Source organism: Nocardioides sp. (assembly GCF_051876515.1).
In the GTDB taxonomy this organism is placed as follows: Bacteria; Actinomycetota; Actinomycetes; order Propionibacteriales; family Nocardioidaceae; genus Nocardioides.
This window is the reverse complement of sequence record NZ_JBJEHY010000199.1, coordinates 1-24,912: the sequence shown is the minus strand read 5'-3', so window position 1 is coordinate 24,912 and position 24,912 is coordinate 1. Positions and strand designations below refer to the sequence as shown.

Genomic DNA, 24,912 nt, shown 5'->3' with positions numbered 1-24,912 from the left:
CGCGAGCCCATCTCGCTGCACACGCCGCTGGGCGAGGACGGCGACTCCGAGTTCGGTGACCTCATCGAGGACTCCGAGGCGATCGTCCCCGCCGACGCCGTCTCCTTCACCCTGCTCCAGGAGCAGCTGCACGCCGTCCTCGACACCCTCTCGGAGCGTGAGGCGGGCGTCGTCTCGATGCGCTTCGGCCTCACCGACGGTCAGCCCAAGACGCTGGACGAGATCGGCAAGGTCTACGGCGTGACGCGTGAGCGCATCCGCCAGATCGAGTCCAAGACGATGTCCAAGCTGCGCCACCCGTCGCGCTCGCAGGTCCTGCGCGACTACCTGGACTGAGTCCGACCCGCCCGACGTACGAGGAACGACCGCCGTGATCGGCGGTCGTTCCTCGCATTTCCTGCCACCCTCGGGACGCCGCAAGGGTTGACGCCCAGCGGCACCGGGCGCACGATGCGAAGAACTGTTCGCGTTTTGGTTGACCGACTCGGAGGTCCCAGATGTTCCGCAGGATGCTCACCGCAGGGGCCGCGCTGGCCGTGGCCGCCACCTTCGTGCCCGGGGCGCCGGCCCTGGCCGACGAGGCCGTCCCAGGTCCCGTCGACAGGGCGGCCGTACCCGACCTGACCCGCGCGGTCGCGCTTCCCACGGCGGCGGTCGCGATGGGCGACAGCTTCATCAGCGGCGAGGGGGCGGAGGCGTACCAGGCGGTCACGGACGTCAACGGGACCAGCCAGGGCTTCCCCGGCTGGTCGGCCCCCAACAGCAACCCGTACTTCTGCCACCGCTCCGCCAACGCGTCGATCAACCGGGCGACCCTGCCGGGCATCTCCCAGCGCTTCAACATCGCGTGCTCCGGCGCGCAGCCGGCCGACCTCACCCAGCCCTCGGCGGCGCGCGCGAACGGCCGTACGGTCGACTCGCAGGTCAACCAGCTGCGGGCGATCGCGCAGAGCAACGACATCGACCTCGTGCTGCTGGGCATCGGCTCCAACAACGCCACTTTCACCTTCGGTGAGGTGGCCGCGGAGTGTGCCGGCCGGTTCGTGGGCGACGGCTTCACCGGGTGGTGGGAGGTGTGGCTGCACTTCATCAACTGGGTGAGTGGCACCACGCTCACCGAGCGGCCCTGCAGCGACGACGACCTCGCCACGACGGCGGAGTTCAGCGCAGCCCAGGCCCAGACGCTGGCGGAGGTCCGTACGGTCCTCGACGTCCTCGACGAGATCGACGCGGACGGCCAGCACCGCGTCGTGCTGCAGGACTACACGAACCCGCTTCCGACGCAGTACGCCGCGCAGTACCTCGACGAGGACGGCCGCACCGACACCCGCGACAAGTTCCGCGACCTGGTCCGCGAGCGGTACGCCGCCGGGTGCCCGGCGCACGTGGCCTCGCTGGCACCCGCGCACCGCTTCTCGCAACGCCTCGGCGGACTCGTCGGCAACGTGGCCACCACGCTCCAGGCTGAGCGCCCGGGCGCCCAGATCACGTACCTCGACGTCCAGGGCGCCTTCAACGGGGCGCGCCTGTGCGAGGCGCCCGGGAGCCCGGGTACGGCCCTGGCGACGCCGCTGCGGGTGATGGACGGGCCGACGGGGGTGAAGGTCACCTCGTTCTCCGGCTACGACAAGCTGGACATCAAGCGGGTGACGGACACCTGCAAGAGCTACTACCAGACCTGCCAGGAGAGCTGGCACCCCAGCGCAGCCGGGCACGGGGTCCTGGGCCAGTGCCTCGCGTCGGTCTGGGCGAGCCCGGCCGTGCGCGTCACCTGCGTACGGGAGAACGGTCAGGTCGTCACCAGGTGAGCCGCGCGCGCGTCCCGCTGCAGGCCCGCTCCCGGGCGACCGTGGAGCGGATCCTGCAGGCTGCGGAGGAGGAGATCGGGGACCACGGACTGGCGAACGCCTCGACCACGTCGATTGCGGCCCGGGCCGGGGTCTCGGTGGGAGCGGTGTACCGATTCTTCGCCGACAAGGACGAGATCGCGCGGGCCATGGGTCAGCGGTACCTCGAGGCGGTGCAGGCCGACTTCACCCGCCTGGTCGACGCCGTCGACGGACCACGGACCTTCCAAGCCGCGGTGGTGGGCCTGGTCGAGGTCGCCTCCGCCGCCCAGCTCAGGCACCCCGGCTACTACCGCCTGACCGAGGACTCCGGACCGGAGTGCGACGAGTCGCCGGCGCACGCCGTCCGTGAGCAGCTGATCGACCTGTTCGTGGCGAAGGTCGTGGACGGCTCCGACGAGCCGCGTGAGGACCTGCGGCTGGTGGTCGAGCTGTGCATCGAGACCGTGCGCAACACGCTCGCCCGCGCGCCGCGTGAGCCCCGGGCCCGCGCTCGGGCCGTGCGCGAGCTCCAGACCATGCTGTCCGCGTACCTCCGCGAGCGGTTCGGGGGATGACGCGGGGGAGGAGCCTCCGGGGTGACGCTCAGGTGGCGACGACGCCGGCGACCCAGACGGCGGCGGCGACCACGGCCGAGGCGAGCTCGATGAGGATGGAGAAGCCGACGGCCTTGAGCGCGAGCTTCGTGGCCGGCCAGGCCTCCTCCTTGCCGAGGCGGAGGTGCTCGGCGAGGTAGACGCCGAGGGGGAAGCCCACGAACATCCCCACGACGGGGATGACGAAGAAGCCGATCGCCGCTCCCGCCGCACCGATCCACAGCGTGCTGGACGGGATGCCGCCCGAGCTCAGCTGGCGGCCGGGCAGGAGGTACTTCACGACCTGGCCGACGACCAGCGCCACGGCGGCCACGGCGAAGTAGACCCACGCCTCGACGCCGCCGACCTGCCAGGCCCACACGGCGATGCCTCCCGCGATGAGCAGGACGCCGGGGATGACGGGGACGATGATGCCCAGCATCCCGATGAGGATCGCGACGGCGACCAGGACCTCCAGTGTGCTCACGCGGTGATTCTCCCGACTCTGCTCGGAAATGGGCAACGGCCCCGAGGCGTGCTCGGGGCCGTTGCGCGACGAAGGGGTGTCAGGACTCGGTGCTGGCGGCGTTGGGAGTGCTGTGCAGCTTGTGGGTCTCGTCCAGGACGTTGGCCGCGATCTCGCGGATCTTGTCGCCGTGCTCGCGGGCGTGGTGAGCGCAGAAGAGCAGCTCGCCGCCGCTCTGGAGCTCGACACGGAGGTAGGCCTGGGCGCCGCAACGGTCGCAGCGGTCGCTTGCCGTCAGTGCGGCGGGACTGGGGGCAGTGGCAGTGGTCACTGTGGCCTCGTTTCTGTCTCGGTGTCAGGCCCAACGTAGCGGCCGGGTCAAAGATTCCCGGGTGGTGAACCTGGTGCCCGTGAACCGGTGCTGCTGGCCTGACCGTCACATCCAATCACGACCCTACGGGGTGCGCCCTTCAATTGTCCCCGACCCGCGGAGGATCACCCATTCCGGGGGGATTCGTGACGGGACTGTGATCTGGGGCACATTGCTGTGCTGCGGGGTGCGCGTCCCTCCGCGTGGCAGCGCGGCGCCGGCGCGGCACGCGGGTAGCCTCGGGGGGTCCCGCAGGGACCCGGTCGCGCGCGACCGGTCCGTTCCACCCAGCACGACAGGACCCCCGTGGCAGCACCGGCAGACAACACGTACAACGCGGCACACCTTCTCGTCCTCGAGGGACTCGAGGCGGTCCGGAAGCGTCCCGGCATGTACATCGGGTCCACCGACACCCGCGGCCTGATGCACTGCCTGTGGGAGATCATCGACAACGGCGTGGACGAGGCCCTGGGCGGGTTCGCCAGCAACGTCGAGGTGACGCTCCACCCGGACGGCTCGGTCGAGGTCTACGACGACGGTCGCGGCATCCCGACCGACAAGGAGCCCAAGACGGGCCTGACCGGCGTCGAGGTGGTCGCGACCAAGCTGCACGCCGGCGGCAAGTTCGGCGGCGGTTCGTACGTCGCCACCGGTGGTCTGCACGGCGTCGGCCTGTCGGTGGTCAACGCGCTCAGCTCGCGCATGGACATCGACGTCGACCGTTCGCCGGCCCAGCAGGGCATCTCCTTCCAGCGCGGCGTGCCCGGGGTCTTCGACGGCGACGGGCCCGACGCTGCGTTCACGCCGACCAACGGTCTGTCCCGCAAGGGCAAGCGCGTGGCCAAGGGCCGTACCGGCACCCGGGTCCGCTTCTGGCCGGACCGGCAGATCTTCACCAAGGACGCGACCTTCGAGATCGAGGGTCTTCTGGGGCGGGCGCGGCAGACGTCGTACATCGTCCCCGGTCTGGGCCTCTCCATCACCGACCAGCGTGGCGAGGAGACCGTCACCGAGTCGTTCCGGCACGAGGGCGGCATCACCGAGTTCGTCGACTTCCTGTCCTCGGGTGCGCCGGTGACCGACGTGCTGCGCCTGCAGGGCTCGGACACGTTCACCGAGACCGTGCCGCTGCTCGACGACAAGGGGCACATGACGCCCCAGGAGGTCGAGCGCGAGCTGTTCGTGGACGTGGCGGCCCGCTGGGACAGCGGGTACGACACCACGCTGCGCTCGTTCGTCAACGTGATCGCCACCCCCAAGGGCGGCACCCACGTGTCGGGCTTCGAGAACGCGCTCACCAAGACCTTCAACGACGCCATGCGCGCTGCCAAGGTGCTCAAGGTGGCCGACGCCGACGTGATCAAGGACGACGTGCTCGAGGGGCTCACCGCGGTGGTCACGGTCCGGCTGGCCGAGCCGCAGTTCGAGGGTCAGACCAAGGAGATCCTCGGCACCCCGGCCGCCCGTACGGTCGTGCGACGGGTGGTCGCCAAGGAGCTCAAGAACTTCCTGACCTCGACCAAGAGGGCCGAGAAGGCACAGGCCAAGCTGGTCATGGAGAAGGTGCTGGGCGCGTCCAAGACGCGTCTGGCCGCCCGCCAGCACAAGGAGAACCAGCGTCGCAAGAACGCGCTGGAGTCCTCGACGCTGCCCGCCAAGCTGGCCGACTGCCGCTCGGGCGACAACGAGCGCACCGAGCTGTTCATCGTCGAGGGTGACTCCGCACTCGGTACGGCCAAGCTGGCGCGGAACTCCGAGTTCCAGGCACTGCTGCCGATCCGGGGCAAGATCCTCAACGTCCAGAAGGCCTCGGTGAGCGACATGCTCAAGAACGCCGAGTGCGCCTCGATCATCCAGGTCGTCGGCGCCGGGTCGGGACGTTCGTTCGACCTCGACGCGGCCCGCTACGGCCGCATCATCTTCATGGCCGACGCCGACTCCGACGGCGCCCACATCCGCTGCCTGCTGGCGACCCTGTTCTTCAAGTACATGCCCGACATGATCACCGCCGGGCGCGTCTTCACCGCGGTACCGCCGCTGCACCGCATCGAGCTGTCCAACCCCAAGAAGGGCATGGACAAGTACGTCTACACGTACTCCGACGACGAGCTGCAGCGGAAGCTGGCGGAGCTGAAGAAGAAGAACGTCCGCTGGAAGGACCCGGTGCAGCGCTACAAGGGTCTCGGCGAGATGGACGCTGACCAGTTGGCCGAGACCACCATGGACCCGCGCCACCGCACGCTGCGCCGTCTCACCGTTGACGACGCCGAGATGGCCTCGGACGTCTTCGAGCTGCTGATGGGCTCGGACGTCGCGCCGCGCAAGGAGTTCATCGTCCAGGGGGCGTACGAGGTCGACATGGAGTCGCTCGACGCCTGACGCCGACCGGCCTCAGGTACGTGCTGCGGTACGGCCGCCGGAGCGGCCACCTCGTCGCACGTCAGGGGTGACGTACGACGGTGCGGTCGCCGGAACGACCGCACCGAAGCACGTCGTGACGATCAGAACTTCTGGTCCAGCAGACCTGTGTCGACGTCGTAGATGAATCCGCCGACCGTGACGGTGTCGGGGATCAGCGGGTGGCTGCGCACCTTGTGCACGTCCTCGCCCAGGGCCTGCTCCTGGTCGGGGATCGCGCCGAGGTCGAGCCAGGAGGCGTCCTGGCCGGAGATCTCGGCGATGCGCTTGTGCATGTCCTGCTCGGTGCTGGACGCCATGGCGCAGCGGGTGTGCGGCACGACCAGGATCCGGCTGACGTTCAGGAAGTGCGAGCCGAGCACGAGTGCGGTGAGCGCCTGCGGGGTGACGCGACCGCCCGGGTTGCGGAAGATCTTGGCGTCGCCGTGCGAGAGGCCCAGCATCTTCAGGGGGTCGATGCGCGAGTCCATGCAGGTGACGATCGCGACGCCCGCGCGGGCGATGCCGTCGAAGCCGCTCAGGTCGGAGGAGGCCGCATAGTCGCGGTTGGCTGACAGGAGATCGGTGAAGTCGTCCACAACCTCCGACCTTAGCCACCCGCGGACCGTACGTCGGCAGGGGACCCTGTGAGATGGGCGACTACCCCAGCCCGAGGCCCGTACGGAGCCCCGCGGCCTGCCCGGCCGGGCCCGCCTGACGGAAGAACACCAACGCAGCTGCCGCAGCCACGACGGCGCACCCGGCGGCACCCCAGAAGACGGCGTGCTCCTGGGCGATGCCGGCCAGCCTCAGCAGCTCGGTGAACTCGGCGCAGCGGCTCTTGCCGTCGCAGACCTCCTGCACCGGCGGGACCGCGTCCCGGGCGGAGTAGAAGCGGCGCAGCCCCAGCGTGGTGAGGGCCGAGATGCCGACCAGCATGCCGACCATGCGCGCCACCACGACGAAGGCGCTGGCCACGCCGTGCACGGCGTCGTCGGTGAAGGCGAGCAGGGCCGCGTTGACCGGCGCCAGCGCCAGCCCGAAACCGAGGCCGCCCAGCAGGAGTGCCACGTTCGCGACCGGCTCCTCCAACGTCGTGAGGCCCCAACGGGTCATCAGGACGAAGCCGCCGGCCGCCAGCAGCATCCCGACCGCCGTCACGGGCCCGGGGGCGAAGCGGCGGATCAGGTACCCCCCGAGCACGGCGCCCACCGGGAGGGCGACCAGGAACCGCACCAGCACGAGCGCGGCCAGCAGCTGGGAGTCCGGGTACACGGTCGTGCGCGCGAACAGCGGGATGTCGATCAGGGCCGCGATCAGGGCCGCACCGATGAAGAAGCTCACCACGAGGGCACCCCACGCGGGCGTACGGGCCAGCGCCGCCCGGGGCAGCAGCGGGGCCGCCGTACGACGCAGGTGCCACACGAAGACACCGGCGGCCAACGCCCCGCCGAGCAGGAACCAGAGGCCACCGGGGGAGAAGACCTGGACCTTGGGGTCTGCCGTGGCGAAGGCCAGGATCACACCGCCCAGCGCGACCGCGAGCCACAGCGCACCGACGAGGTCCGCCTCCAGCAGGCTGCGCCCCCACCCGCGCAGGTCGAAGAAGGGGCGGCGCGCGAACCACAGCCACGTCACGAGCACCACGGCCAGCGCCGCGGCGACGACCCCGATCGGGGTGAACCAGCGGCTGCCGTCGAGGAACGAGATGAACAGCTGCCCCCACGTCACGTCACGCATCAACGGGGGTGGTTGCACCATGGCGAGCCCCAGCGCCAGCCCCAGCAGGACGACCAGACCCAGGCCGAGCCAGTCCGGGCGCAACCTGCTGCGGCGCCCGGGATCCGCCCCGGGGCCGCGCTCGCGCAACGCCGCGATGGCGGCGGCCAGCACCAGACCGACCGCCACGTTCACGGCGAAGATCGCCCGCCAGTCAGCAACAGCCAGGACGACCGCGCCGAACAGCGGCCCCAGCACCGAACCCAGCTCCTGGACCGCCGACACCACGCCCAGCGGCACGCCGCGCCGCTCGGCCGGGTACAGGTCGGCAACCAGCGCCAGTGTGGCCGGGACGAGGCCACCACCGCCGACGCCCTGCAGGAACCGCCCCACGACCATGCTCGGCATGTCGTAGGCGAGCGTCGTGACCAGCGAGCCGATGGCGAAGAGCACCAGCGAGAAGACCAGCACCGGGACCCGCCCGCGCAGGTCCGCGACGCGACCGATGAGGGGAAGCATCGCGACGTACCCGAGCAGGAAGCCCGAGATGATCGGGGCCGCGCGCTGCAGCTGGTCGATCGGTACGCCGGCGCTGCCCATCATGTCGGGCAGCGCCAGCACCACCACGTACGTGTCGGCCGCGGCGAAGCAGACCGCGAGCGCGGCCAGCGACAGCAGCCAGCGCGCGGACGTCGTGGCAGTGCCGGTCGCGGCCGTCACTGGCCCTTGGTCTCCGGGGCGGTGATCTCGGCGGCCTTGCCGTAGCCGGTGAAGTTCACGGTGTACGTCGTCTCCTCGTGGCCCTCGTAGAAGACGCCGGACACCTCGGCGGTCCGCAGCTCTCCGTCCTCGGTGACGAGCCACTCGACGTCGAAGGTCTCGGCCGCGGCCGCGGGGATGATCTGCTTCACGAACTCGCCGTCGACGGTGCCGGTCACCGGGGTCAGCACCTCGGTGTTGCCCGAGCCACCGCGCACGGACGTGCCCGCCTCGGCGTCCTCGGTGGCGTTGAGCACGGCGACGAAGCCGGCGTCGGAGGCGACCAGCGTGGCCGGGTCGGGGGCGCCGTACTCGGTCGGGTCGACCACGTCGTAGCCGGAGGTGAACGGCAGGACCGCGTACACGGTGCCGTCGACGGAGACCACGGGGACCTCGGCGGCCGTGCCGGCGATGGAGACGGTGATCGAGCCGGAGAAGGCGGGGGACGAGTTCGTCTCACCCTTGGCCCCGGTGATGCCGTTGACCCCGTCGGGCAGCGACTCCGTGGTGAGGTCCACGGTGACGCCCTCGGTGTCGGAGAGCGTCTGCGCGGCGGTGGCGAGCAGCTCCTCGGCGTCCATCCCCGCCGTGGGCGACTCGTCCTCGGAGCAGGCGCCCAGGAGCGCAGTGCTGGCGAGCACGGTGGCGGCCACGAGGGCCTTGGTACGCGTGGGGGTCAGCATCTCAACTCATCCTTCGGTGGTGGGGGCGTCCGCGGTCACCTGATGTACCACAGGGGAGCCGACGGCGGCGATCGGCTGGGCGGCGGGAAGGCCGGAGCCGTCGCGTCGACCGACCGCCTCGGGGAGGTCGACGGGGGAGCCGCTCGCGGCGGCCGCACGGGCCGGACCCGGGCCCACCCAGGCGGTGAGCAGCGTGTCCTCGTTCTTGAGGAAGCGGTGCGACCGCACGCCGCCGGTGGCGCGGCCCTTGCTGGGGTACTCCGAGAGCGGGGTCACCTTGACGGCGCCCACCTCGGTGCCGGGCAGGGCGGTCGAGGACCCGGAGATCGTCACGACGACGGCCTCGGCCGGGTCGAACGCGCCGAAGAAGGTCACGTGCTGCCCGGAGGAGACCTTGATGCCCGCCATGCCGCCGCCGGAGCGTCCCTGGGGACGGACCAGGTCGGCACCGAAGTGCAGCAGCTGGGCGTCGGAGGTGACGAAGCAGAGCGTCTCGTGGCCCGTGCGCAGCTCGACGGCGCCGACGACGACGTCGCCGTCCTTGAGGCCGATGACCTCCCACTCGTCGCGGGACAGAACCTCGGGGTTGACCCGCTTGACGACGCCGTCGCGGGTGCCCAGCGCCAGTCCGACACCGTCGGGGTCGAGGCTGGTCAGGGCGAGAGCCTTCTCGCCGGCCTGCAGGGAGATGATCTCCGACAGCGGCAGTCCGCCCTGCAGGTTGGGGTCGTTGGCCGAGGCGGGCAGCTCCGGCATGTCGAGCACGTTGATCTTGACCAGGCGGCCCAGCGAGGTGACCACGCCGACCTCGGCGCGGGCACTGGTCCGCACCGCCGAGACCACGACATCGTGGTTGGCGCGGGTCTCGCCGTGACCGGGGGCCTCGACGCCCGTGGTCCGCGCGAGCAGGCCACCGGAGGAGAGGAACGCGAAGCACGGGTCGTCGGCCACCTCGAGCGGGGCGGCCGCGGCGGCGGTGACCGTCGTGCCGGCCGAGGCCAGCAGGACCGTACGCCGCGGGGTCCCGTGGGCCTTGGCGATCTCGGCGAGCTCGTCCGAGACGACCTTGCGGAGCACCTTCTCGTCACCGAGGATCGCGTCGAGCGCCTCGATGGTGGCCTGCAGCTCGCTCTTCTCCTTCTCCAGCTCGAGCGTGGAGAACTTGGTCAGACGGCGCAGCGGCATGTCGAGGATGTACTCGGCCTGGATCTGCGACAGGTCGAAGACCTGCATGAGGCGCTCCTTGGCGCTGGCCGCGTTGTCGCTGCTGCGGATCAGCTGGATGACCTCGTCGATGTCGAGGATCGCGATCAGCAGTCCGTCGACCAGGTGCAGGCGGTCCAGCGCCTTGCCGCGACGGTACGCCGAGCGGCGGCGCACGACCTCGAAGCGGTGCGACAGGAAGACCTGCAGGAGCTCCTTGAGGCCCAGCGTGCGCGGCTGGCCGTCGACCAGCGCGACCGCGTTGATCCCGAAGGAGTCCTCCATCGGCGTCATCTTGTAGAGCTGCTCGAGCAGCGCCTCGGGGACGAAGCCGTTCTTGACCTCGATCACCAGGCGCAGGCCGTGCTCGCGGTCGGTGAGGTCCTTGATGTCCGAGATGCCCTGGAGCTTCTTGGCGATCACGAGGTCCTTGATCTTGCCGATCACGCGCTCGGTTCCCACGCCGTACGGCAGCTCGGTGACCACGATGCCCTTGCGGCGCGGCGTGACGTTCTCGATGCGGGCGGTGGCGCGCATCTTGAACGTGCCGCGACCCGACTCGTACGCGTCGCGCACCCCGTCGAGCCCGACGATCTTGCCGCCGGTGGGCAGGTCCGGGCCGGGGATGAACCGCATCAGGTCGTCGAGGTCGGCCTTGGGGTGGGTGATCAGGTGCCGCAGCGCCTGGACGACCTCGACCAGGTTGTGCGGGGCGATGTTGGTCGCCATGCCCACCGCGATGCCGGCGGTGCCGTTGACCAGCAGGTTGGGGATCGCCGCGGGGAGCACGGCGGGCTCCATCTCACGGGAGTCGTAGTTGGGCTTGAAGTCGACGGTGTCCTCGTCGATCGAGGCCGTCATCGCCACGGCCGCCGGTGCCATCCGGCACTCGGTGTAACGCATGGCGGCCGGCGAGTCGTCGGGCGAGCCGAAGTTGCCGTGGCCGTCGATCATCGGCAGCCGCATGGACCACGGCTGGGCCATCCGGACCAGGGCGTCGTAGATCGCGCCGTCACCGTGCGGGTGCAGGCGGCCCATGACCTCGCCCACCACGCGCGCGCTCTTGACGTGGCCGCGGTCGGGGCGCAGCCCCATGTCGTCCATCGTGTAGAGGATGCGGCGCTGCACCGGCTTGAGCCCGTCGCGGGCGTCAGGCAGGGCGCGGGAGTAGATGACCGAGTAGGCGTACTCGAGGAACGACGACTGCATCTCGTCCCGGATGTCTGTGTCGAGGATGTGCTCCTCGAAGTCGTCGTCGACCGGGGGCGGGGTGCTACGTCGTGCCATGGGTCGCATTGTCCCTGCCGCAGCGCCCGGATCGGCGCGGGGCACGCCGGGGACGCCCCGGTTTGGCCGCTCGCGGCGTGCGGTTCGGGGGTGCGCCGTCGCCGCGTCCGGCGGGATGGACGGTGGGGCCTCGCGACGCCACCCGGCGCGATATGTTGGCCGCGTGACGGATGCCGCGCTCGACCAGCCCGCCCAGCCGCCCCGCCACTGGGAGGCAGACGTACTTCTGCGCGACGGCCGCGCGGCCCACATCAGGCCGATCCGGCCCGAGGACCGCGAACTGCTCGTGAACTTCTACGCGCAGGTCTCCGACCAGTCGAAGTACTACCGGTTCTTCTCCCCGATGCCGCAGCTCTCCGAGCGCGACCAGATCCGCTTCACCCAGGTCGACCACGTCGACCGGGTCGCGTTCATCATCCTCGTGGCCGGCAAGATGATCGCGGTCGGCCGGTACGACAAGATCCGCGAGGGCGAGGCCGAGGTCGCCTTCCTCGTCCAGGACGAGCACCAGGGCCGCGGCATCGGTCAGATCCTCCTCGAGCACCTCGCCCAGGCCGGCCGCGAGCGCGGCATCGAGAAGTTCGTGGCGGAGGTGCTGCCCGAGAACCACGCGATGATCCGTACGTTCAAGGACGCCGGGTACCAGGTCAGCTCGGCGTTCGAGGACGGCGTGATGGGCCTCGAGTTCGACATCGACCCCACCGAGACGGCCCTCGACGTCATGATGCAGCGCGAGCACCGTGCGGAGTCGGCCTCGATCGAGCGGTTCTTCCGGCCGCGCTCGGTGGCCGTGATCGGCGCCAGCCGGCGCCAGGACACCGTCGGTCACCTGCTGGTGCGCAACCTCGTGCTCGGTGACTTCACCGGCCGCGTCCACGTGGTCAACCCGAGCGCCGACGCGGTGGCCGGCATGCCGGCGTACAAGTCGGTCAGCGACATCCCCGGCGAGGTCGACGTCGCGATCGTCGCCGTCCCCGCCAACGCCGTGCAGGACGTCGTCCTGGACTGCGCGGCCAAGGGCGTGCACGGCCTGGTCGTCGTCTCCTCCGGCTTCGCCGAGACCGGCGAGGAGGGCCGCCAGCGCCAGCGCCGCCTCGTGGGCCTGTCCCGCTCGTACGGCCTGCGCCTGATCGGCCCCAACGCCCTCGGTGTCATCAACACCGACCCCGAGGTCCAGATCAACGCGTCGCTCTCCAACGTGATGCCGCCGCGCGGCCGCGCTGGCTTCTTCTGCCAGTCCGGTGCGCTGGGCACGGCGATCCTGGAGAAGGTCCAGAACCGTGGTCTGGGCCTGTCCACGTTCGTCAGCGCCGGCAACCGTGCCGACGTCTCCGGCAACGACCTCCTGCAGTACTGGGAGGAGGACGACGCGACCGAGGTCGTCCTGCTGTACCTGGAGTCCATCGGTAACCCGCGCAAGTTCTCCCGCATCGCCCGTCGCGTCAGCCGGCGCAAGCCGATCATCGCGGTGCGCTCGGGCCGCAGCTCGCAGGGTGTCCCGATGGGTCACGCCGTACGCAAGATCGCCGCGCCCAGCGAGGCCGTCGACGCGATGTTCAGCCAGGCCGGCGTGATCCAGGTCGACACGTTGGAGGAGATGTTCGACGTCGCGCAGTTCCTGGCCCACCAGCCGCTGCCGCGCGGACGTCGCATCGCCGTCCTCGGCAACTCCGACGCGCTGGGCCTGCTGGCGGCCGACGCCGCCGCGACCGTGGGCCTGGTGGTCAACAAGCAGGTCGCGCTCGGGGCCGAGGCGGGAGCCGAGGACTTCGAGGAGGCGTTGGACGCCGCGATCGACGACCCCGACGTCGACTCGGTCGTGGTCATCTACATCCCCCCGATCAACGTCACCGGCGACGACGTCGCCAACGTGCTGGCCGCGGTGGGGGAGCAGTCGGACAAGCCGATCATCTCGGCGTTCCTCGGGGCCGAGGGCATCCCCGAGCTCCTGCGCGTGCCCGACGTCGCCGGCGCCAGCGCCGGTCGTGGCTCCGTGCCGTCGTACCCCGGGGTGGAGGCCGCGGTCCGCGCCCTGTCGCGGGTCGTCGGCTACGCGATGTGGCTGCGTACGCCCGAGCGTGGGCAGTTCGACGAGGAGAACGCCGACCGCGACGCCGCCAAGCACCTGGTCAACGAGCTCCTCATGCACCACCCCGAGGGGCACGACCTGGAGGTCGGCGAGGCCAAGAAGCTGCTCGCCACGTACGGGATCGACCTGTGGGACACGATCCCGGTCAGCGACCTGGACGAGGCCACCCGGGTGGCCGAGCAGCTCGGGTGGGGAGTCGTGCTCAAGGCGACCGCCGACCGCCTGCGGCACCGTCCCGACCTCGCCCACGTGCGTCGCAACATCGACGACGCCCAGCAGCTGTCCGACGCGTGGGGCGACCTGCACGAGATGATCCAGGACACCTCCTCGGCCGGCTTCGTGCTCCAGCGCAACGCCCCGCCCGGCGTGCCCGTCCGGATCACCAGCCTGGAGGACCCGCTGTTCGGGCCGGTGATCTCGTTCGGCGTGGGTGGCCCGATGACCGAGCTGCTCGGCGACCGCTCGTTCCGGATCCCCCCGCTGGCCGAGCACGACGCGCAGGACATGATCCGCGAGATCAAGGCGTCCCCGCTGCTGTTCGGCTACCGCGGCACCGAGATCGTCGACGTCAGTCGCGTGGAGGACCTCGTCCGGCGGGTGGCCCAGCTGCAGAACGACCTGCCCCAGGTGCGCCAGCTCGAGCTGCCGCTCGTCCTCGCGGGCGCCAGCGGCGCCGCCGTGCTGGGCGCGACGATCCGCATCGAGCCCGTTCTGGACCCACGTTCGGACTGGTTCGTACGTCGCCTCAGCACGATCCCCGGCGACACCATGGCGATGTGAGAGGTGACAGACTGCCGTCATGCGTAGCAAGACCCCCGGCACGGCCGGCTCCCTGCGTGCGGCGATCGACCGCACCGGCTACTACCCGGAAGTCGTTGCCGACGCCGTGTTCTCCGCCCTGGGCGGCGAGGACGTCATCGACCACTACGTCCACCACGAGCCGACCTTCGACCACGACGAGGTCCGCCGGCACCTGACCGTCGTCGCCCTGACGGCGTCGCGGCTCGTGCTGGCCCACACCGACGAGCACCCGGGCGACAACCTGTTGCCGCAGCCGTACACCTCCACCTCGACCGAGGCGATCAGCCTGTCGGCGATCAAGTCGGTCGTCGTGACCCGCATGGTCGCCAACCCGACCTCGGGCCCGGCCCCGGCCGCCGAGGTCGTCCTCACCATCGGGTGGGGCGGCGTGAGCCGGGTCGACCTCGAGCCCGCCGGCTGCTCCGACCCCAATTGCGACGCCGACCACGGCTACACGGGCGTGGTCTCGGGCGACGACTTCTCGCTGCGCGTCTCCGCCGCTGCCGAGGGGGAGCAGGCCGTCGCCGGGCTGCTGGCCTTCGCCGAGACCCTGTCGGCGCGGACCCACCGGTCGTGAGACCGACCGGGTTCGTCGCCCCCGAGTACGGCCAACGCTCGCTGGCCGACGTCCTGCCAGCCGTGGCGGGCGCCCTCGGGCTGGGGGCCGACGTGCTCGGACCGGCCCCCTCCGCGCTGGAGCTGCCGGACGCCGGCGCGTACGTGGTCTTCCTCGTCGACGGTCTGGGCGCCGAGCTGCTGGCCCGGCACCGCCGCGCCGCCCCGTACCTCGCCTCGCTGCTCGACGCCGGTGCGGTGGGTACGGCCGGCGTCCCCTCGACGACGGCCACCTCGCTGACCTCGCTGGGCACCGCGCTCGCCCCCGGGGGTCACGGCCTCGTCGGGTACACCGCGCGGGTCCCGGGCACCGACCGGCTGCTCAACCACCTCAAGTGGGACGCGCCGGTCGACCCCACCGAGTGGCAGCCGCATCCCACCGCCTTCGCCCGGCTGGCCGCGGCCGGTGTGCAGGTGACCGCGGTCAACCGCCGCGAGTTCGAGGGTTCCGGGCTGACGCGGGTCTCCCAGCAGGGCGCCTCGTACGTCGGTGCCGACAAGGTCGCCGAGCGGTTGGCTGCAGCCGTGGCTGCCTCGGACCGGTCGCCGTCGGTGACGTACGTGTACGACTCCGACCTCGACTGGACGGGCCACAAGTTCGGTGTCGCCTCCCGGCAGTGGTTCCGTCAGCTCGGCGTCATCGACGACCAGGTGCAGGCGATGCGGGAGGCGCTGCCGTCCTCGACGCGTCTGGTCGTCGTCGCCGACCACGGCATGGTCGACTGCCCCTCGCTGGCGCAGGTCGACGTGGACGAGGTGATCGAGCTGCGCGACGGGGTGGACCTGATGGGCGGCGAGGCCCGGTTCCGGCACCTGTACGTGCGCGAGGGGGCCGTCGACGACGTCGTCTCCACCTGGAAGCAGACCCTCATGGGCAAGGCCGACGTGCTGCGCCGCGACGAGGCGGTCGCCCGCGGCTGGTTCGGCGACGTCGGACCATCGGTGCTGCCGCGCCTCGGTGACGTGATGGTGGCGTGCCGGGGCAACACGGGGATCTTCTCGAGCGCCGACTTCGCCTACGAGAAGACGATGGTCGGTCTGCACGGCTCGCTGACCGCCGACGAGATGCTGATCCCGTTCCTGGTGGACTGAGACGACAACCGCTCGCGACCGGATCGTCGTACGCGACTCCGGACGTGCTGCCACGTGGTCGCCCTGGCGACCGGGTCGCAGCACGTTGCAGGCGTACGGTGCCTCAGCCGAACGGCAGCGGCTCGGGAGCCAGTGAGACGGCCTTGGCGCGGTCCGCGGTGAGCCTGCGGCGGTGGTGCTGGCGGCACAGCACCTCGTAGGCGACCTCGGGGTTCTCCGCCCCGGGGACCGCTGTGCCGGCTCCGGGGGAGGCGAGGGTCTCGACGTCGCCGACGACCACGACCTCACCCTCGGTGACCATCACCCCGTCCTCGGTGCGCGCGTTGTGGGTGGCGCGCTTCCCGCACCAGCACAACGCCTCGACCTGGAGCACGTTGAACCGGTCGGCCAGCTCGACGAGCCGGGCGCTGCCCGGGAACAGCGACGAGCGGAAGTCGGTGAGGATGCCGAACGCGAAGACGTCGATCTGCAGCTCGTCGACGACCTTGGCCAGCTGGTCGACCTGCGCCGGCGTGTAGAACTGGGCCTCGTCGCAGATCAGGTAGTCGATCCGGGCGCCGTGGGTCAGCGACGTCACGACGTACTTCCAGAAGTCGAACTCCTGGTCCACCTCGAGCGCCTCGTGGGTCAGCCCCAACCGGCTCGACAGCACCGCCTCGCCAGCCCGGTCGTGGGTGGTGAAGATCCGGCCAGCACGGCCCCGGGCCGCGTGGTTGTGGTTGGTCTGGAGCGCCAGCGTCGACTTGCCGGAGTCCATCGTGCCCGTGAAGAAGTGCAGTTCAGCCATGTCGTCGGCGATCCTTTCACATCCGGGGACGGCAGACTGGGCGCCATGACGCGACGGACGCCCCTCATCTCATCTGCTGAGCTCGCCGCCACCCTCGACGACGTGACCGTCCTCGACGTCCGGTACCAGCTCGGCGGACCGCCCGGACGGGAGGCGTACGAGCAGGGCCACGTGCCCGGCGCCGTGCACGTCGACCTCGACAGCGTGCTCGCCTCCCCGCCGGGAGCCGGCGGCAGGCACCCGCTGCCGGGCGTCGAGGAGTTCCAGGACGCCATGCGCGCCGTCGGCGTCAGCAACGACCGCCCGGTGGTCGTCTACGACGACTGGCAGGGCAGGGCGGCCGCCCGGGCGTGGTGGCTGCTGCGCCACCACGGGCACCCGGACGTACGGGTCCTCGACGGCGGCTGGACGGCGTGGCGCGCCGCGGGGCTGGGAGCGGAGACGGGCTCCGCGCGGGTGCCGCACCCCGGGACCTTCGCCGTGTCCAGCGAGCCGGGCATGCCCTTCGTGGAGGCCGCCGACGTGCTCGGCGTCGACGTGCTGCTCGACGCCCGGGCACCCGAGCGCTACCGCGGCGAGGTGGAGCCCATCGACCCGGTTGCCGGCCACATCCCGGGAGCCCGGAACGTCCCCACCGACCGCAACCTCGACGAGCGGGGGCTCTTCCTGCCCGCCGAGGATCTGCGCGAGGTGTACGCGGAGGCCGGCGCGGTGCCGGGCGCGGACGTGGCGGTCTACTGCGGCTCGGGCGTCACCGCCGCCCACGACGTCCTGGCCCTCGAGGTCGCCGGCGTACGGGCCGCGCTGTACCCCGGGAGCTGGTCCGGCTGGGTCGCCGACCCGACGCGACCCGTCGAGCGGGGCTGACTCAGCCGCGCTCCACCACGACGTCGTCGCCGACGTGCAGGGTGCCGGTGGTCTCGGGGACGAGGTTGACCGCGAACAGGGTCTTGCCGCCGACGTTGCGGTGCCGCGCCAGGGTGCGGATCGGCTCCTTTCCGCGCGCGAGCGTCACCGGGTCCACCGTCGTCAGCACGCACCGGCTGCACGCCTTGGTGACCCGGAACGACACCTCGCCGACCCGGACCCGTCGCCAGGAGTCCTCGTCGAAGGCGGTCCCGCCGTCAACCACGAGGTTGGGCCGGAACCGGGCCACCGGCAGGGGATCGGGGAGCTCCTCGCCGCGCTCGACGGCACCTTCAGCGATCCAGTCGTTGAGCTGGGCCATCGATGCCGTGGTCGCCACCGTCACCGGGTACGAGTCCGCGTACGCGGTGTGCTCCTCGGGGGAGGTGTACGCCGGGTCCAGGGCACGTCGGTCGGGGTCGTCGCACCAGACCAGGCGCACGTCGTCGCGACCCAGCGCCGTACGCAACCACGCCGCGGCCTCGTCGCCGGCGTCGACGCCGGCCAGCTCCTCGCCGTGCAGGGTGACCGGGGTGGGGGAGCCCGCCGGAACCGGGACCCCCAGGTCTGGCAGGCCCGGCCCACGCAGCCGCAGCGGTACGGCGACCGAGGCGTCCGTGGCAGCCGTGTCGGCCTGCACGTGCAGCAGCCGGTGGTCGCGGCGGGCGGTCACCATCTGACCGGTGGCGTCCACCACCATCCAGGAGCGGTCGTCCGACAGGCCACGGCCGGTCACGTCGACGCGCTGCACGTCACGGACCGCCCCGGACTTCAGGGGGTGGACGTGCAGCGACCTGAGTCGCAGGTTCACTCGCTCCGGCCGCCCCCGCCGCCGAACATGATCTCGTCCCAGCTCGGCACCGAGGCGCGTCCCTTGCGCCGCGACGACTTCTTGGTCGGGGCGGGAACGGGCTCCGCCTCGGCCACTGTCACGTCCTCAGCCTCGGCGGCGGCCTCGTCGGCCGGCTCCTGGGCGGTGGGCGCCTGGGGAGCGGGCGTCTCCCACGGGAGCGGCTCGTCCGCGTCCGGCGAGGACGGGAGCCCGCGGACCGGGTCGAGGTCCAGCGTGGTCTCCACCGGTGAGGCCGGAGCGGGGCGTGACGGTGCGGGTGCGGTGACCAGCTCGATGGCGTCGTCGCCGACGTCACCGTCCTCGTCGAAGTTGTTCACGCCCAGGCGCCGCTCGCGCGCCGCCTGCAGGTCGTCGCGCGCCGGGGTGGACGGTGCCACCGGGCGGGCGTCGCCGATCAGCCACTTGGCGTCGTCATCGTCCACGGTGACGTAGTTGCCGCGGGTGTCGAACGAGAACGATCCCAGGCCGGCGCGCTCCGCCGTCTCGTACAGCGCGGTCAGGGTCCAGCGGCCGTCCTCGCGGCGCCAGGCGTCCCACTCGACCGACTCCGGGTCGACGTTGTGGGCACGCAGCTGCGCGGCCACGGCCTCCCCGAGGATGCGCGCGCCGTCGCCGGTACGGCGCACCGAGGATCCCTGGGCACGCTCGGCCATGTGCTCACGCTCGGCCAGGACCGGGGCGGCGTACGGCATGATCCGTTCGACGTTGGTCTGGGCCGCCTCGGCGACCGCCTCAGGGCTCTCCCCGGCCCGGATCCGGGCCTGGATGTCTCGCGGGCGGAGGGCTGATTCCATCTGAATCTCCAACTGTCCGATGCGGTCGCGTTCGCCCCGTACCGCTGCGCGGAGTACGGAGTCCACCGCCAACGTGTGCTCAGTCCCGGTCTCGTCCACCAGCAGCAGGCGCTTCCCGTCACGGCTCAGACCCGTGAGCGTGAGCTGCGGCATCTGTGGGGCACTCCTGACGGTGGTCGGCGGGACGTCGACGCACACGCCGACACGCACGAGCCTACGCCAGCGCCCCCTGCGTCGTGGGCTTGTGGGGGCGTGTGCCGCGGGTTCGTCGGGCGGGTGCACCAGCACTAACCTTCTCGGGTGGCGGAAAACGAGATGGCGGTGGAGTTTGGTTCCCTGCTGGTGGCCGCCGACCTGGTCGGGATCTTCGCCTTCGCGGTCAGCGGGGCCCTGCTGGCCGTGCGCCGTCACTTCGACCTGTTCGCCGCGCTGGTGCTGGCCCTGGTCACCGGGCTGGGCGGAGGGTTCCTGCGCGACGTGCTGATCGGCGCGGTGCCGCCGGCGGCCCTGCAGGACTGGCGCTACCTGCTGGTGCCCGTGGTCGCCGGTCTGGTGACCTTCGTGCACCACCCGCTCGTGGGACGTCTGGAGCGCGTGGTGGACCTGTTCGACGCGATGGGGCTGGCGCTGTTCTGCGTCACCGGCGCGTTGAAGGCGCTCGCCTTCGGGCTGGAGCCGGTCGCGGCCGCCGTGATGGGTCTCGTCACCGGGATCGGCGGCGGCATGATGCGCGACGTCCTCGCCGGCCGCGTGCCGGTCGTCTTCTCCGGCGTCCTGTACGGCACCCCCGCACTGTTCGGCGCCGGGATCTCGGTCGCCCTGCACGAGTGGGGCCAGCCGCTGTGGTTGGTGCTCGCGGCCGGCGCTGGCACGTGCCTGGTGTGGCGCCTGCTGGCCATGCGGTGGGGCTGGAACGCGCCGCTGCCCCGGGGCAACGCGACCGCCTGAGGCCAGCACCTGCCGCCGCCCCGCACCTGCCGCCGCCCCGCACCTGGCGCCGACCCGCACCTGCTCGTCGAGCCTGTCGAGACGCTGAAGGTCTCGACAGGCTCGACCCGCGCAGGCGTCAGGCGCCCAGCACGCGCTCGAGGTAGGGGTTCGCGAAGACCCGGTCGGGGTCGAGGCGGTCGCGCATGGCGAGGAACTGCTCGAAGCGCGGGTACACGCCCCGCAGCTCGTCGGCGTCGCGCGTGTGCAGCTTGCCCCAGTGGGGTCGGCCGCCGTGGGCCTTGAGGATCTCCTCGATGCCCGCGAAGTACGCCGTGTGGTCGGCGTCGCCGTGCGTGTGGAAGGCGAGGTAGAACGAGTCCTGCTCGTTGGCCGTGGACAGCGGGATGTCGTCGGCCGGGGCGTTGCGGATCTCGACGGGGAAGTTGATCTTCCAGTCCGAGGCGTCCAGCGCCTTGCGGCACTCCTTGAGCACCTCGATCCCGACCTCGCGCGGCACGGCGTACTCCATCTCGCGGAACACGACGCGGCGCGGGCTGGTGAACACCTGGTGCGCGATGTCGGAGTAGCGACGCTCGGACAGGGCGCGCCCGGCGATCTGGTTGAACGTCGGGATCGTCGACGGGGCGCGGTTGGTCAGGTTGCACATCAGCCCGAGCACGGTGTTGGAGATGAACTCGTCCTCCCACCAGGCGGCGAAGCGCGACGGCGGCTCGGCCTCGGAGACGTCGGCGGCCAGCCGGCGGTTCTGCTTCACCATGGCGCGGTCGGTGTGCGGGAACCAGAAGACGTCGAGGTGGTGGCAGTCGGCGGCCAGGTCGTCGTACTCACTGACCAGGCGCGACCACTCCATCGGCTGCTCGTGGGCCTCGAGGAGGAAGAGCGGCTCGACCTTGAAGGTGATCGTGGTGAGGATGCCCAGTGCGCCGAGGCCGACGCGGGCCACCTCGAAGACGTCCGGGTTCTCCTGCGCGTTGGCCCGCAGCAGCTCGCCGGTGCCCGTGACGAGCTCGAGCCCCGCGATCTGGGCCGCCAGGCCGGCGGCGACACCGCCCGTGCCGTGGGTGCCGGTCGCCGTGGCGCCGGCCAGGGTCTGCTCGTCGATGTCGCCCATGTTGTGCAGGGACAGGCCCATCTCGGCCAGCGACGCGTTGAGCACCTTCAGCGGGGTCCCGGCCAGGGCCGTCGCGGTCATCGCCTCCCGGTCGACGGAGACGATGCCACCCATGCGGTCGGGGCGGAGCATGACGTCCTGGGGCGCGGAGATGTCGGTGAAGCTGTGGCCCGTGCCCACCATCTTGACCCGGCGCCCTGCGTCGCGGGCACGGGTGACTGCCTCCTGGACGGCGGCGGCGTCCGGCGGGCTGAGGACCTCGGAGACCTGGGCGTGGGCCAGACCGGCCCAGTTGCTCCAGTCGTGGGGGGCGCGTGTTGTCGACATGGACCGCACAGTAGTGAATGCGGCGCCCGCACGCGCACGCAACGCGGGGGAGACCCCTACTGATCTAGGGCAGTTGCCCAACTCATTACGCTGACGCCATGGAAGCGACCTCCCTGCCGACCATCGAACCGAACGCGACGGCAGGGGTGGACGTGAGCCCGTACGACGCCGTCCTGCTGCTGTCCTTCGGCGGTCCCGAGCGGCCCGAGGACGTGGTCCCGTTCCTGGAGAACGTCACCAAGGGGCGCGGCATCCCGCCCGAGCGGCTCGTCGAGGTCGGGCAGCACTACTTCGGGTTCGGCGGCAAGAGCCCCATCAACGACCAGAACCGGGCCCTGCTGGCCGCCCTCCGCGCCGAGCTCGACGCCGCGGGCATCGGTGTCCCGCTCTACTGGGGCAACCGGAACTGGGAGCCGTACCTCACCGACGTGCTGGCCCAGATGGCGGCCGACGGGATCACCCGGGCGGCGGTGCTGACGACGTCGGCGTACTCCTCGTACTCCAGCTGCCGGCAGTACCGCGAGAACCTCGCCGACGCGGTGGCGGCGGTCCCCGGAGCCCCGCGCCTGGACCGTCTGCGCCAGTACTTCAACCACCCCGGCTTCGTCGAGGCCAACGCCGACGCTCTCGTCGAGGCACTCCACGGGCTACCGGAGCCGGAGCGCGCCCGGGCCCGCCTCGTCTTCGTGACCCACTCGATCCCCGAGCAGATGGCACAGGCGTCCGGCGACCCGGCCCAGCCACGGGCGTACGAGCGGCAGCACCGCAGCCTCGTGGACGAGCTGGTGGCGCGCGTCGCGGAGCGGACGGGGAACACCCACGGGGCGGACCTCGTCTACTGCTCGCGGTCGGGGTCCCCGCACGTCCCGTGGCTCGAGCCCGACGTGAACGACCACCTCGAGGCCCTGCAGGAGGGCGGGACGACCGCCGTCGTGCTGGCCCCGATCGGGTTCGTCTCGGACCACATGGAGGTCGTCTACGACCTCGACACGGAGGCGCTGGCGACCGCCGGGCGGCTCGGGCTGCTCGCGACCCGGGCCGCGACGGCCGGCGTGGCCCCGGCCTTCGTCGCCGGGCTCAAGGACCTCCTGGTGGAGCGCGCGGCCGCCGAGCGGGGGGAGCCCGTCGTACGCGCCGCCGTGGGCTCGGAGCCGGCGTGGCCGGACCTGTGCCCGGTCGGCTGCTGCGCGAACGCGCGCGGCGACCGACCCGCCCTGTGCGGGCAGTGAGCCCGGACGTGGGCACCGAGGGGATTCCCGACCCGCGGGTCCTGCGGGACCTCGCGGTCTCGCTGGCGACGGAGGCGGCCGCCCTGGCCCGTCGGATGCGGGCGGACGGTATCGAGGTCGCGGACACCAAGTCGAGTGCTGTCGACGTCGTCACCGCCGCCGACCGGGCGTGCGAGGAGCTGATCCGGGAGCGGTTGCTGAGGGAGCGGCCGGACGACGCCGTGCTCGGCGAGGAGGGCGAGGACCGTCCGGGCACGTCCGGGGTGCGGTGGGTCGTCGACCCGATCGACGGGACCGTGAACTACCTGTACGGCCTGCCCGAGTGCGCCGTCTCCGTGGCCGCGGAGGTGGGGGAGCGGGTCGTGGCCGGGGCGGTCGTCAACATCGTCACCTCGACCACGTACGCCGCCGCCGCGGGCCACGGCGCGACCCGCGACGGGCAGTCGATCGGTGTGAGAAGTCCCACGCCCGAGTCGCAGTGGTTGGTGCTGACGGGCTTCGGCTACCAGGCCGAGGTGCGGGCCCACCAGGCCGCGTGCGTGGCCCGGATGCTGCCCGCCGTGCGTGACATTCGGCGGATGGGTTCGTGCGCCCTCGACCTGTGCCACGTCGCCGAGGGGACGGCCGACGCGTACGTCGAGGAGGGGCCGCGCCCGTGGGACCACAGCGCTGGCGGGCTGGTCCTGAGCGAGGCCGGCGGTCGGTTCGAGCTGGTCCCGGGATCGCTGCCGGAGACGGTCCCCGGTGCCGACCCCCGAGGGCTACTCGTGGGTACGTCGGAGGCCTCCTGGGACGCTTTCGGCGCCCTGCTTGTTCGCTCCGGGTTCACCTCTCGTTCACCTGGCGAGTTTCGGGAATAGACCGGCGGCCGACACCGTTTTCCGACCGCTGCGACCCCGGATACACCTGAGACGCAGAAATGGTGCACAATCTGGCGCCGAAGCACGAGGTGAAACGGACCCACAAGGTCCTGATGGAGGGTGGGCATGGCTACTGACTACGACGCACCGCGCAAGTCCGAGGAGGACCAGAGCGAGGAGAGCATCGAGGAACTGAAGGCTCGCCGGCACGACAAGAACTCCGGCAAGGTCGACGAGGACGAGGCTGAGGCCGCTGAGTCGTTCGAGCTTCCGGGTGCCGACCTGTCGCACGAGGAGCTGGCCGTTGAGGTCATGCCTCGTCAGGACGACGAGTTCACGTGCATGAGCTGCTTCCTGGTGCACCACCGGTCGCAGCTCGCCGACGAGGCGAAGCTGATCTGCCGCGACTGCATCTGAGCGGACGTAGAACACCGCCGACCTTCCCAGTGGTCGGCGGTGTTCTGCGTTTCCGGGGCCTGTCGGCCCGCGCTCAGAGGAGGGGGTCCTTCTGCAGCTGCGCGGGCAGGTGGCCGGTGCTGCGCTGGTAGTACTGGGCGGCCCGACGGGTCGCGAGCATGCGGGCCAGGGCGATCAGGGTGCCGCTGACCGCGGCCCAGGCGACGGCCTCCCACAGCTCGACGTCGGGGTCGGCGGGGTTGGCCGGCGGGGTCTTGCCCGTCGTGGCTCGCCACGTGGTGTCCAGCACCTTGCGGGCCACCGTCGCCGCACCGAGGGCGGCGACGAGGGAGAACCCTGTCCAGAGCTTGCTGTTGTTCGAGCCGGTAGCCATGCCGCCACCCTAGCGATCGAGGGCGCCAGCCAGGGCGTTCGCCAGATCCTGGCCGCGTCGGGTGTGGAAGAGCCAGTACGGGGCCGGGTCGGACGGGTCGACGACCTCGATGCGGACGCCACGCTTGAGGTACGGCCGCAGCACCATGAAGGCGCGCGGATCGGCGTCACGTCCGGCGGCCAGCCGCATCTCGTCCTTGCCGAGGACCTCGACGCGCCCGAGGTGCTCGACGCCGATGTGGGCGCGGCCCACGTGCAGGACGCCGTCGGTCAGCCGCACCTGCGCCGAGCCGTACGAGACGAAGGAGCCCGCCATGACGAGCAGGGCGACCCCGGAGATGCCCCAGGCCCACGGTTCGGCGATGGCCACGACCAGCGCCAGCCAGAGGCTGGCGACGAGCA

24 protein-coding genes are annotated in these 24,912 nt (G+C 71.5%); 12 read left to right on the top strand and 12 right to left on the bottom strand.

All coding sequences use genetic code 11. The features are described 5' to 3' along the window. The 3 genes from ACI379_RS14750 to ACI379_RS14740 all read left to right on the top strand — a co-directional run. Window positions 1-336: sigma-70 family RNA polymerase sigma factor (locus tag ACI379_RS14750; RefSeq protein ID WP_439792856.1), on the top strand; the 336-nt coding region annotated here is incomplete at its 5' end. A gap of 173 nt (window positions 337-509) precedes the next feature. Then, entirely contained in the window at window positions 510-1,808 is a 1,299-nt protein-coding gene (locus ACI379_RS14745; RefSeq protein WP_439792855.1) for a hypothetical protein, read from the top strand. Then, the gene (locus tag ACI379_RS14740) at window positions 1,805-2,404 is read left to right on the top strand and encodes a TetR/AcrR family transcriptional regulator (RefSeq protein ID WP_439792854.1); all 600 of its coding nucleotides are present in this window, start codon (window positions 1,805-1,807) and stop codon (window positions 2,402-2,404) included. The genes ACI379_RS14745 and ACI379_RS14740 overlap by 4 nt, the downstream gene beginning before the upstream one ends. A 28-nt stretch (window positions 2,405-2,432) precedes the next feature. Here ACI379_RS14740 and ACI379_RS14735 read toward each other — a convergent pair whose 3' ends face one another. Both ACI379_RS14735 and ACI379_RS14730 read right to left on the bottom strand, forming a co-directional pair. Beyond that, window positions 2,433-2,909: a DUF456 domain-containing protein gene (locus tag ACI379_RS14735; protein ID WP_439792853.1), complete on the bottom strand. Its 477-nt coding sequence runs from the start codon at window positions 2,907-2,909 to the stop codon at window positions 2,433-2,435. Between the two features lie 79 nt (window positions 2,910-2,988). Continuing rightward, window positions 2,989-3,219, bottom strand: a complete 231-nt coding sequence (locus tag ACI379_RS14730; RefSeq protein ID WP_439792852.1) for a DUF7455 domain-containing protein — start codon at window positions 3,217-3,219, stop codon at window positions 2,989-2,991. A 345-nt stretch (window positions 3,220-3,564) separates the two neighbouring features. Between ACI379_RS14730 and ACI379_RS14725 the strand changes: the two genes are divergently transcribed. Next, window positions 3,565-5,637 carry a DNA gyrase/topoisomerase IV subunit B gene (locus tag ACI379_RS14725; protein WP_439792851.1) on the top strand — a complete coding sequence of 691 codons (2,073 nt, stop codon included), beginning with the start codon at window positions 3,565-3,567 and terminating at the stop codon, window positions 5,635-5,637. A 122-nt stretch (window positions 5,638-5,759) separates the two neighbouring features. Here ACI379_RS14725 and ACI379_RS14720 read toward each other — a convergent pair whose 3' ends face one another. From ACI379_RS14720 to ACI379_RS14705, 4 genes are all read right to left on the bottom strand, one after another. After that, a complete protein-coding gene (locus ACI379_RS14720; protein ID WP_439792850.1) occupies window positions 5,760-6,254 on the bottom strand; it encodes a beta-class carbonic anhydrase in 495 nt (164 codons plus the stop codon). Between the two features lie 61 nt (window positions 6,255-6,315). Further along, window positions 6,316-8,094 carry an MFS transporter gene (locus tag ACI379_RS14715; RefSeq protein ID WP_439792849.1) on the bottom strand — a complete coding sequence of 593 codons (1,779 nt, stop codon included), beginning with the start codon at window positions 8,092-8,094 and terminating at the stop codon, window positions 6,316-6,318. Continuing rightward, on the bottom strand, window positions 8,091-8,816 hold the full coding sequence (locus tag ACI379_RS14710) for an LppX_LprAFG lipoprotein (RefSeq protein ID WP_439792848.1): 726 nt from the start codon (window positions 8,814-8,816) through the stop codon (window positions 8,091-8,093). Before ACI379_RS14710 ends, ACI379_RS14715 begins: the two co-directional genes overlap by 4 nt. 6 nt (window positions 8,817-8,822) lie before the next feature. Beyond that, window positions 8,823-11,306, bottom strand: coding sequence for a DNA gyrase/topoisomerase IV subunit A (locus ACI379_RS14705; RefSeq protein WP_439792847.1), 2,484 nt, complete (start codon window positions 11,304-11,306; stop codon window positions 8,823-8,825). 163 nt (window positions 11,307-11,469) lie between these two features. Between ACI379_RS14705 and ACI379_RS14700 the strand changes: the two genes are divergently transcribed. From ACI379_RS14700 to ACI379_RS14690, 3 genes are read left to right on the top strand one after another with little or no spacing between them, the layout of a single operon-like run. Beyond that, complete coding sequence (locus ACI379_RS14700; protein ID WP_439792846.1) at window positions 11,470-14,175, top strand: bifunctional acetate--CoA ligase family protein/GNAT family N-acetyltransferase; 2,706 nt, start codon at window positions 11,470-11,472, stop codon at window positions 14,173-14,175. A 19-nt stretch (window positions 14,176-14,194) separates the two neighbouring features. Continuing rightward, window positions 14,195-14,773, top strand: a complete 579-nt coding sequence (locus tag ACI379_RS14695) for a DUF5998 family protein (RefSeq protein WP_439792845.1) — start codon at window positions 14,195-14,197, stop codon at window positions 14,771-14,773. After that, a complete protein-coding gene (locus tag ACI379_RS14690) occupies window positions 14,770-15,903 on the top strand; it encodes an alkaline phosphatase family protein (protein WP_439792844.1) in 1,134 nt (377 codons plus the stop codon). The genes ACI379_RS14695 and ACI379_RS14690 overlap by 4 nt, the downstream gene beginning before the upstream one ends. Before the next feature lie 103 nt (window positions 15,904-16,006). Here ACI379_RS14690 and ACI379_RS14685 read toward each other — a convergent pair whose 3' ends face one another. Next, window positions 16,007-16,690, bottom strand: a complete 684-nt coding sequence (locus tag ACI379_RS14685) for a thymidine kinase (RefSeq protein ID WP_439792843.1) — start codon at window positions 16,688-16,690, stop codon at window positions 16,007-16,009. Window positions 16,691-16,735: 45 nt separating this feature from the next. Between ACI379_RS14685 and ACI379_RS14680 the strand changes: the two genes are divergently transcribed. Then, window positions 16,736-17,557 (top strand): sulfurtransferase, encoded by an 822-nt coding sequence (locus tag ACI379_RS14680; RefSeq protein ID WP_439792842.1) that lies wholly within the window; start codon window positions 16,736-16,738, stop codon window positions 17,555-17,557. Window position 17,558: 1 nt separating this feature from the next. On the opposite strand, the gene ACI379_RS14675 is transcribed toward ACI379_RS14680, so the two are convergent. Beyond that, window positions 17,559-18,407 (bottom strand): MOSC domain-containing protein, encoded by an 849-nt coding sequence (locus ACI379_RS14675; protein ID WP_439792841.1) that lies wholly within the window; start codon window positions 18,405-18,407, stop codon window positions 17,559-17,561. Continuing rightward, the gene (sepH, locus tag ACI379_RS14670) at window positions 18,404-19,396 is read right to left on the bottom strand and encodes a septation protein SepH (protein ID WP_439792840.1); all 993 of its coding nucleotides are present in this window, start codon (window positions 19,394-19,396) and stop codon (window positions 18,404-18,406) included. The genes ACI379_RS14675 and sepH overlap by 4 nt, the downstream gene beginning before the upstream one ends. Window positions 19,397-19,543: 147 nt before the next feature. Between sepH and ACI379_RS14665 the strand changes: the two genes are divergently transcribed. Next, complete coding sequence (locus tag ACI379_RS14665; protein WP_439792839.1) at window positions 19,544-20,191, top strand: trimeric intracellular cation channel family protein; 648 nt, start codon at window positions 19,544-19,546, stop codon at window positions 20,189-20,191. Window positions 20,192-20,309: 118 nt separating this feature from the next. Here the strand turns inward: ACI379_RS14665 and ACI379_RS14660 are convergent, their stop codons facing one another. Beyond that, window positions 20,310-21,632 carry a D-arabinono-1,4-lactone oxidase gene (locus ACI379_RS14660; protein ID WP_439792838.1) on the bottom strand — a complete coding sequence of 441 codons (1,323 nt, stop codon included), beginning with the start codon at window positions 21,630-21,632 and terminating at the stop codon, window positions 20,310-20,312. A 98-nt stretch (window positions 21,633-21,730) separates the two neighbouring features. On the opposite strand from ACI379_RS14660, the gene ACI379_RS14655 reads away from it, so the two are divergent. The 3 genes from ACI379_RS14655 to ACI379_RS14645 all read left to right on the top strand — a co-directional run bounded on the left by ACI379_RS14655 (window position 21,731) and on the right by ACI379_RS14645 (window position 24,138). Beyond that, window positions 21,731-22,861: a ferrochelatase gene (locus ACI379_RS14655; RefSeq protein WP_439792837.1), complete on the top strand. Its 1,131-nt coding sequence runs from the start codon at window positions 21,731-21,733 to the stop codon at window positions 22,859-22,861. Continuing rightward, on the top strand, window positions 22,858-23,721 hold the full coding sequence (locus tag ACI379_RS14650; protein WP_439792836.1) for an inositol monophosphatase family protein: 864 nt from the start codon (window positions 22,858-22,860) through the stop codon (window positions 23,719-23,721). The genes ACI379_RS14655 and ACI379_RS14650 overlap by 4 nt, the downstream gene beginning before the upstream one ends. Window positions 23,722-23,847: 126 nt before the next feature. Next, on the top strand, window positions 23,848-24,138 hold the full coding sequence (locus tag ACI379_RS14645) for a DUF4193 domain-containing protein (RefSeq protein WP_439792835.1): 291 nt from the start codon (window positions 23,848-23,850) through the stop codon (window positions 24,136-24,138). 73 nt (window positions 24,139-24,211) lie between these two features. On the opposite strand, the gene ACI379_RS14640 is transcribed toward ACI379_RS14645, so the two are convergent. Together ACI379_RS14640 and ACI379_RS14635 are read right to left on the bottom strand one after the other, a co-directional pair. Then, a complete protein-coding gene (locus ACI379_RS14640) occupies window positions 24,212-24,511 on the bottom strand; it encodes a DUF4235 domain-containing protein (protein ID WP_439792834.1) in 300 nt (99 codons plus the stop codon). A gap of 9 nt (window positions 24,512-24,520) precedes the next feature. Continuing rightward, window positions 24,521-24,912, bottom strand: a 392-nt coding sequence (locus ACI379_RS14635) for a DUF3093 domain-containing protein (protein WP_439792833.1), incomplete at its 5' end; no start/stop codon positions are given.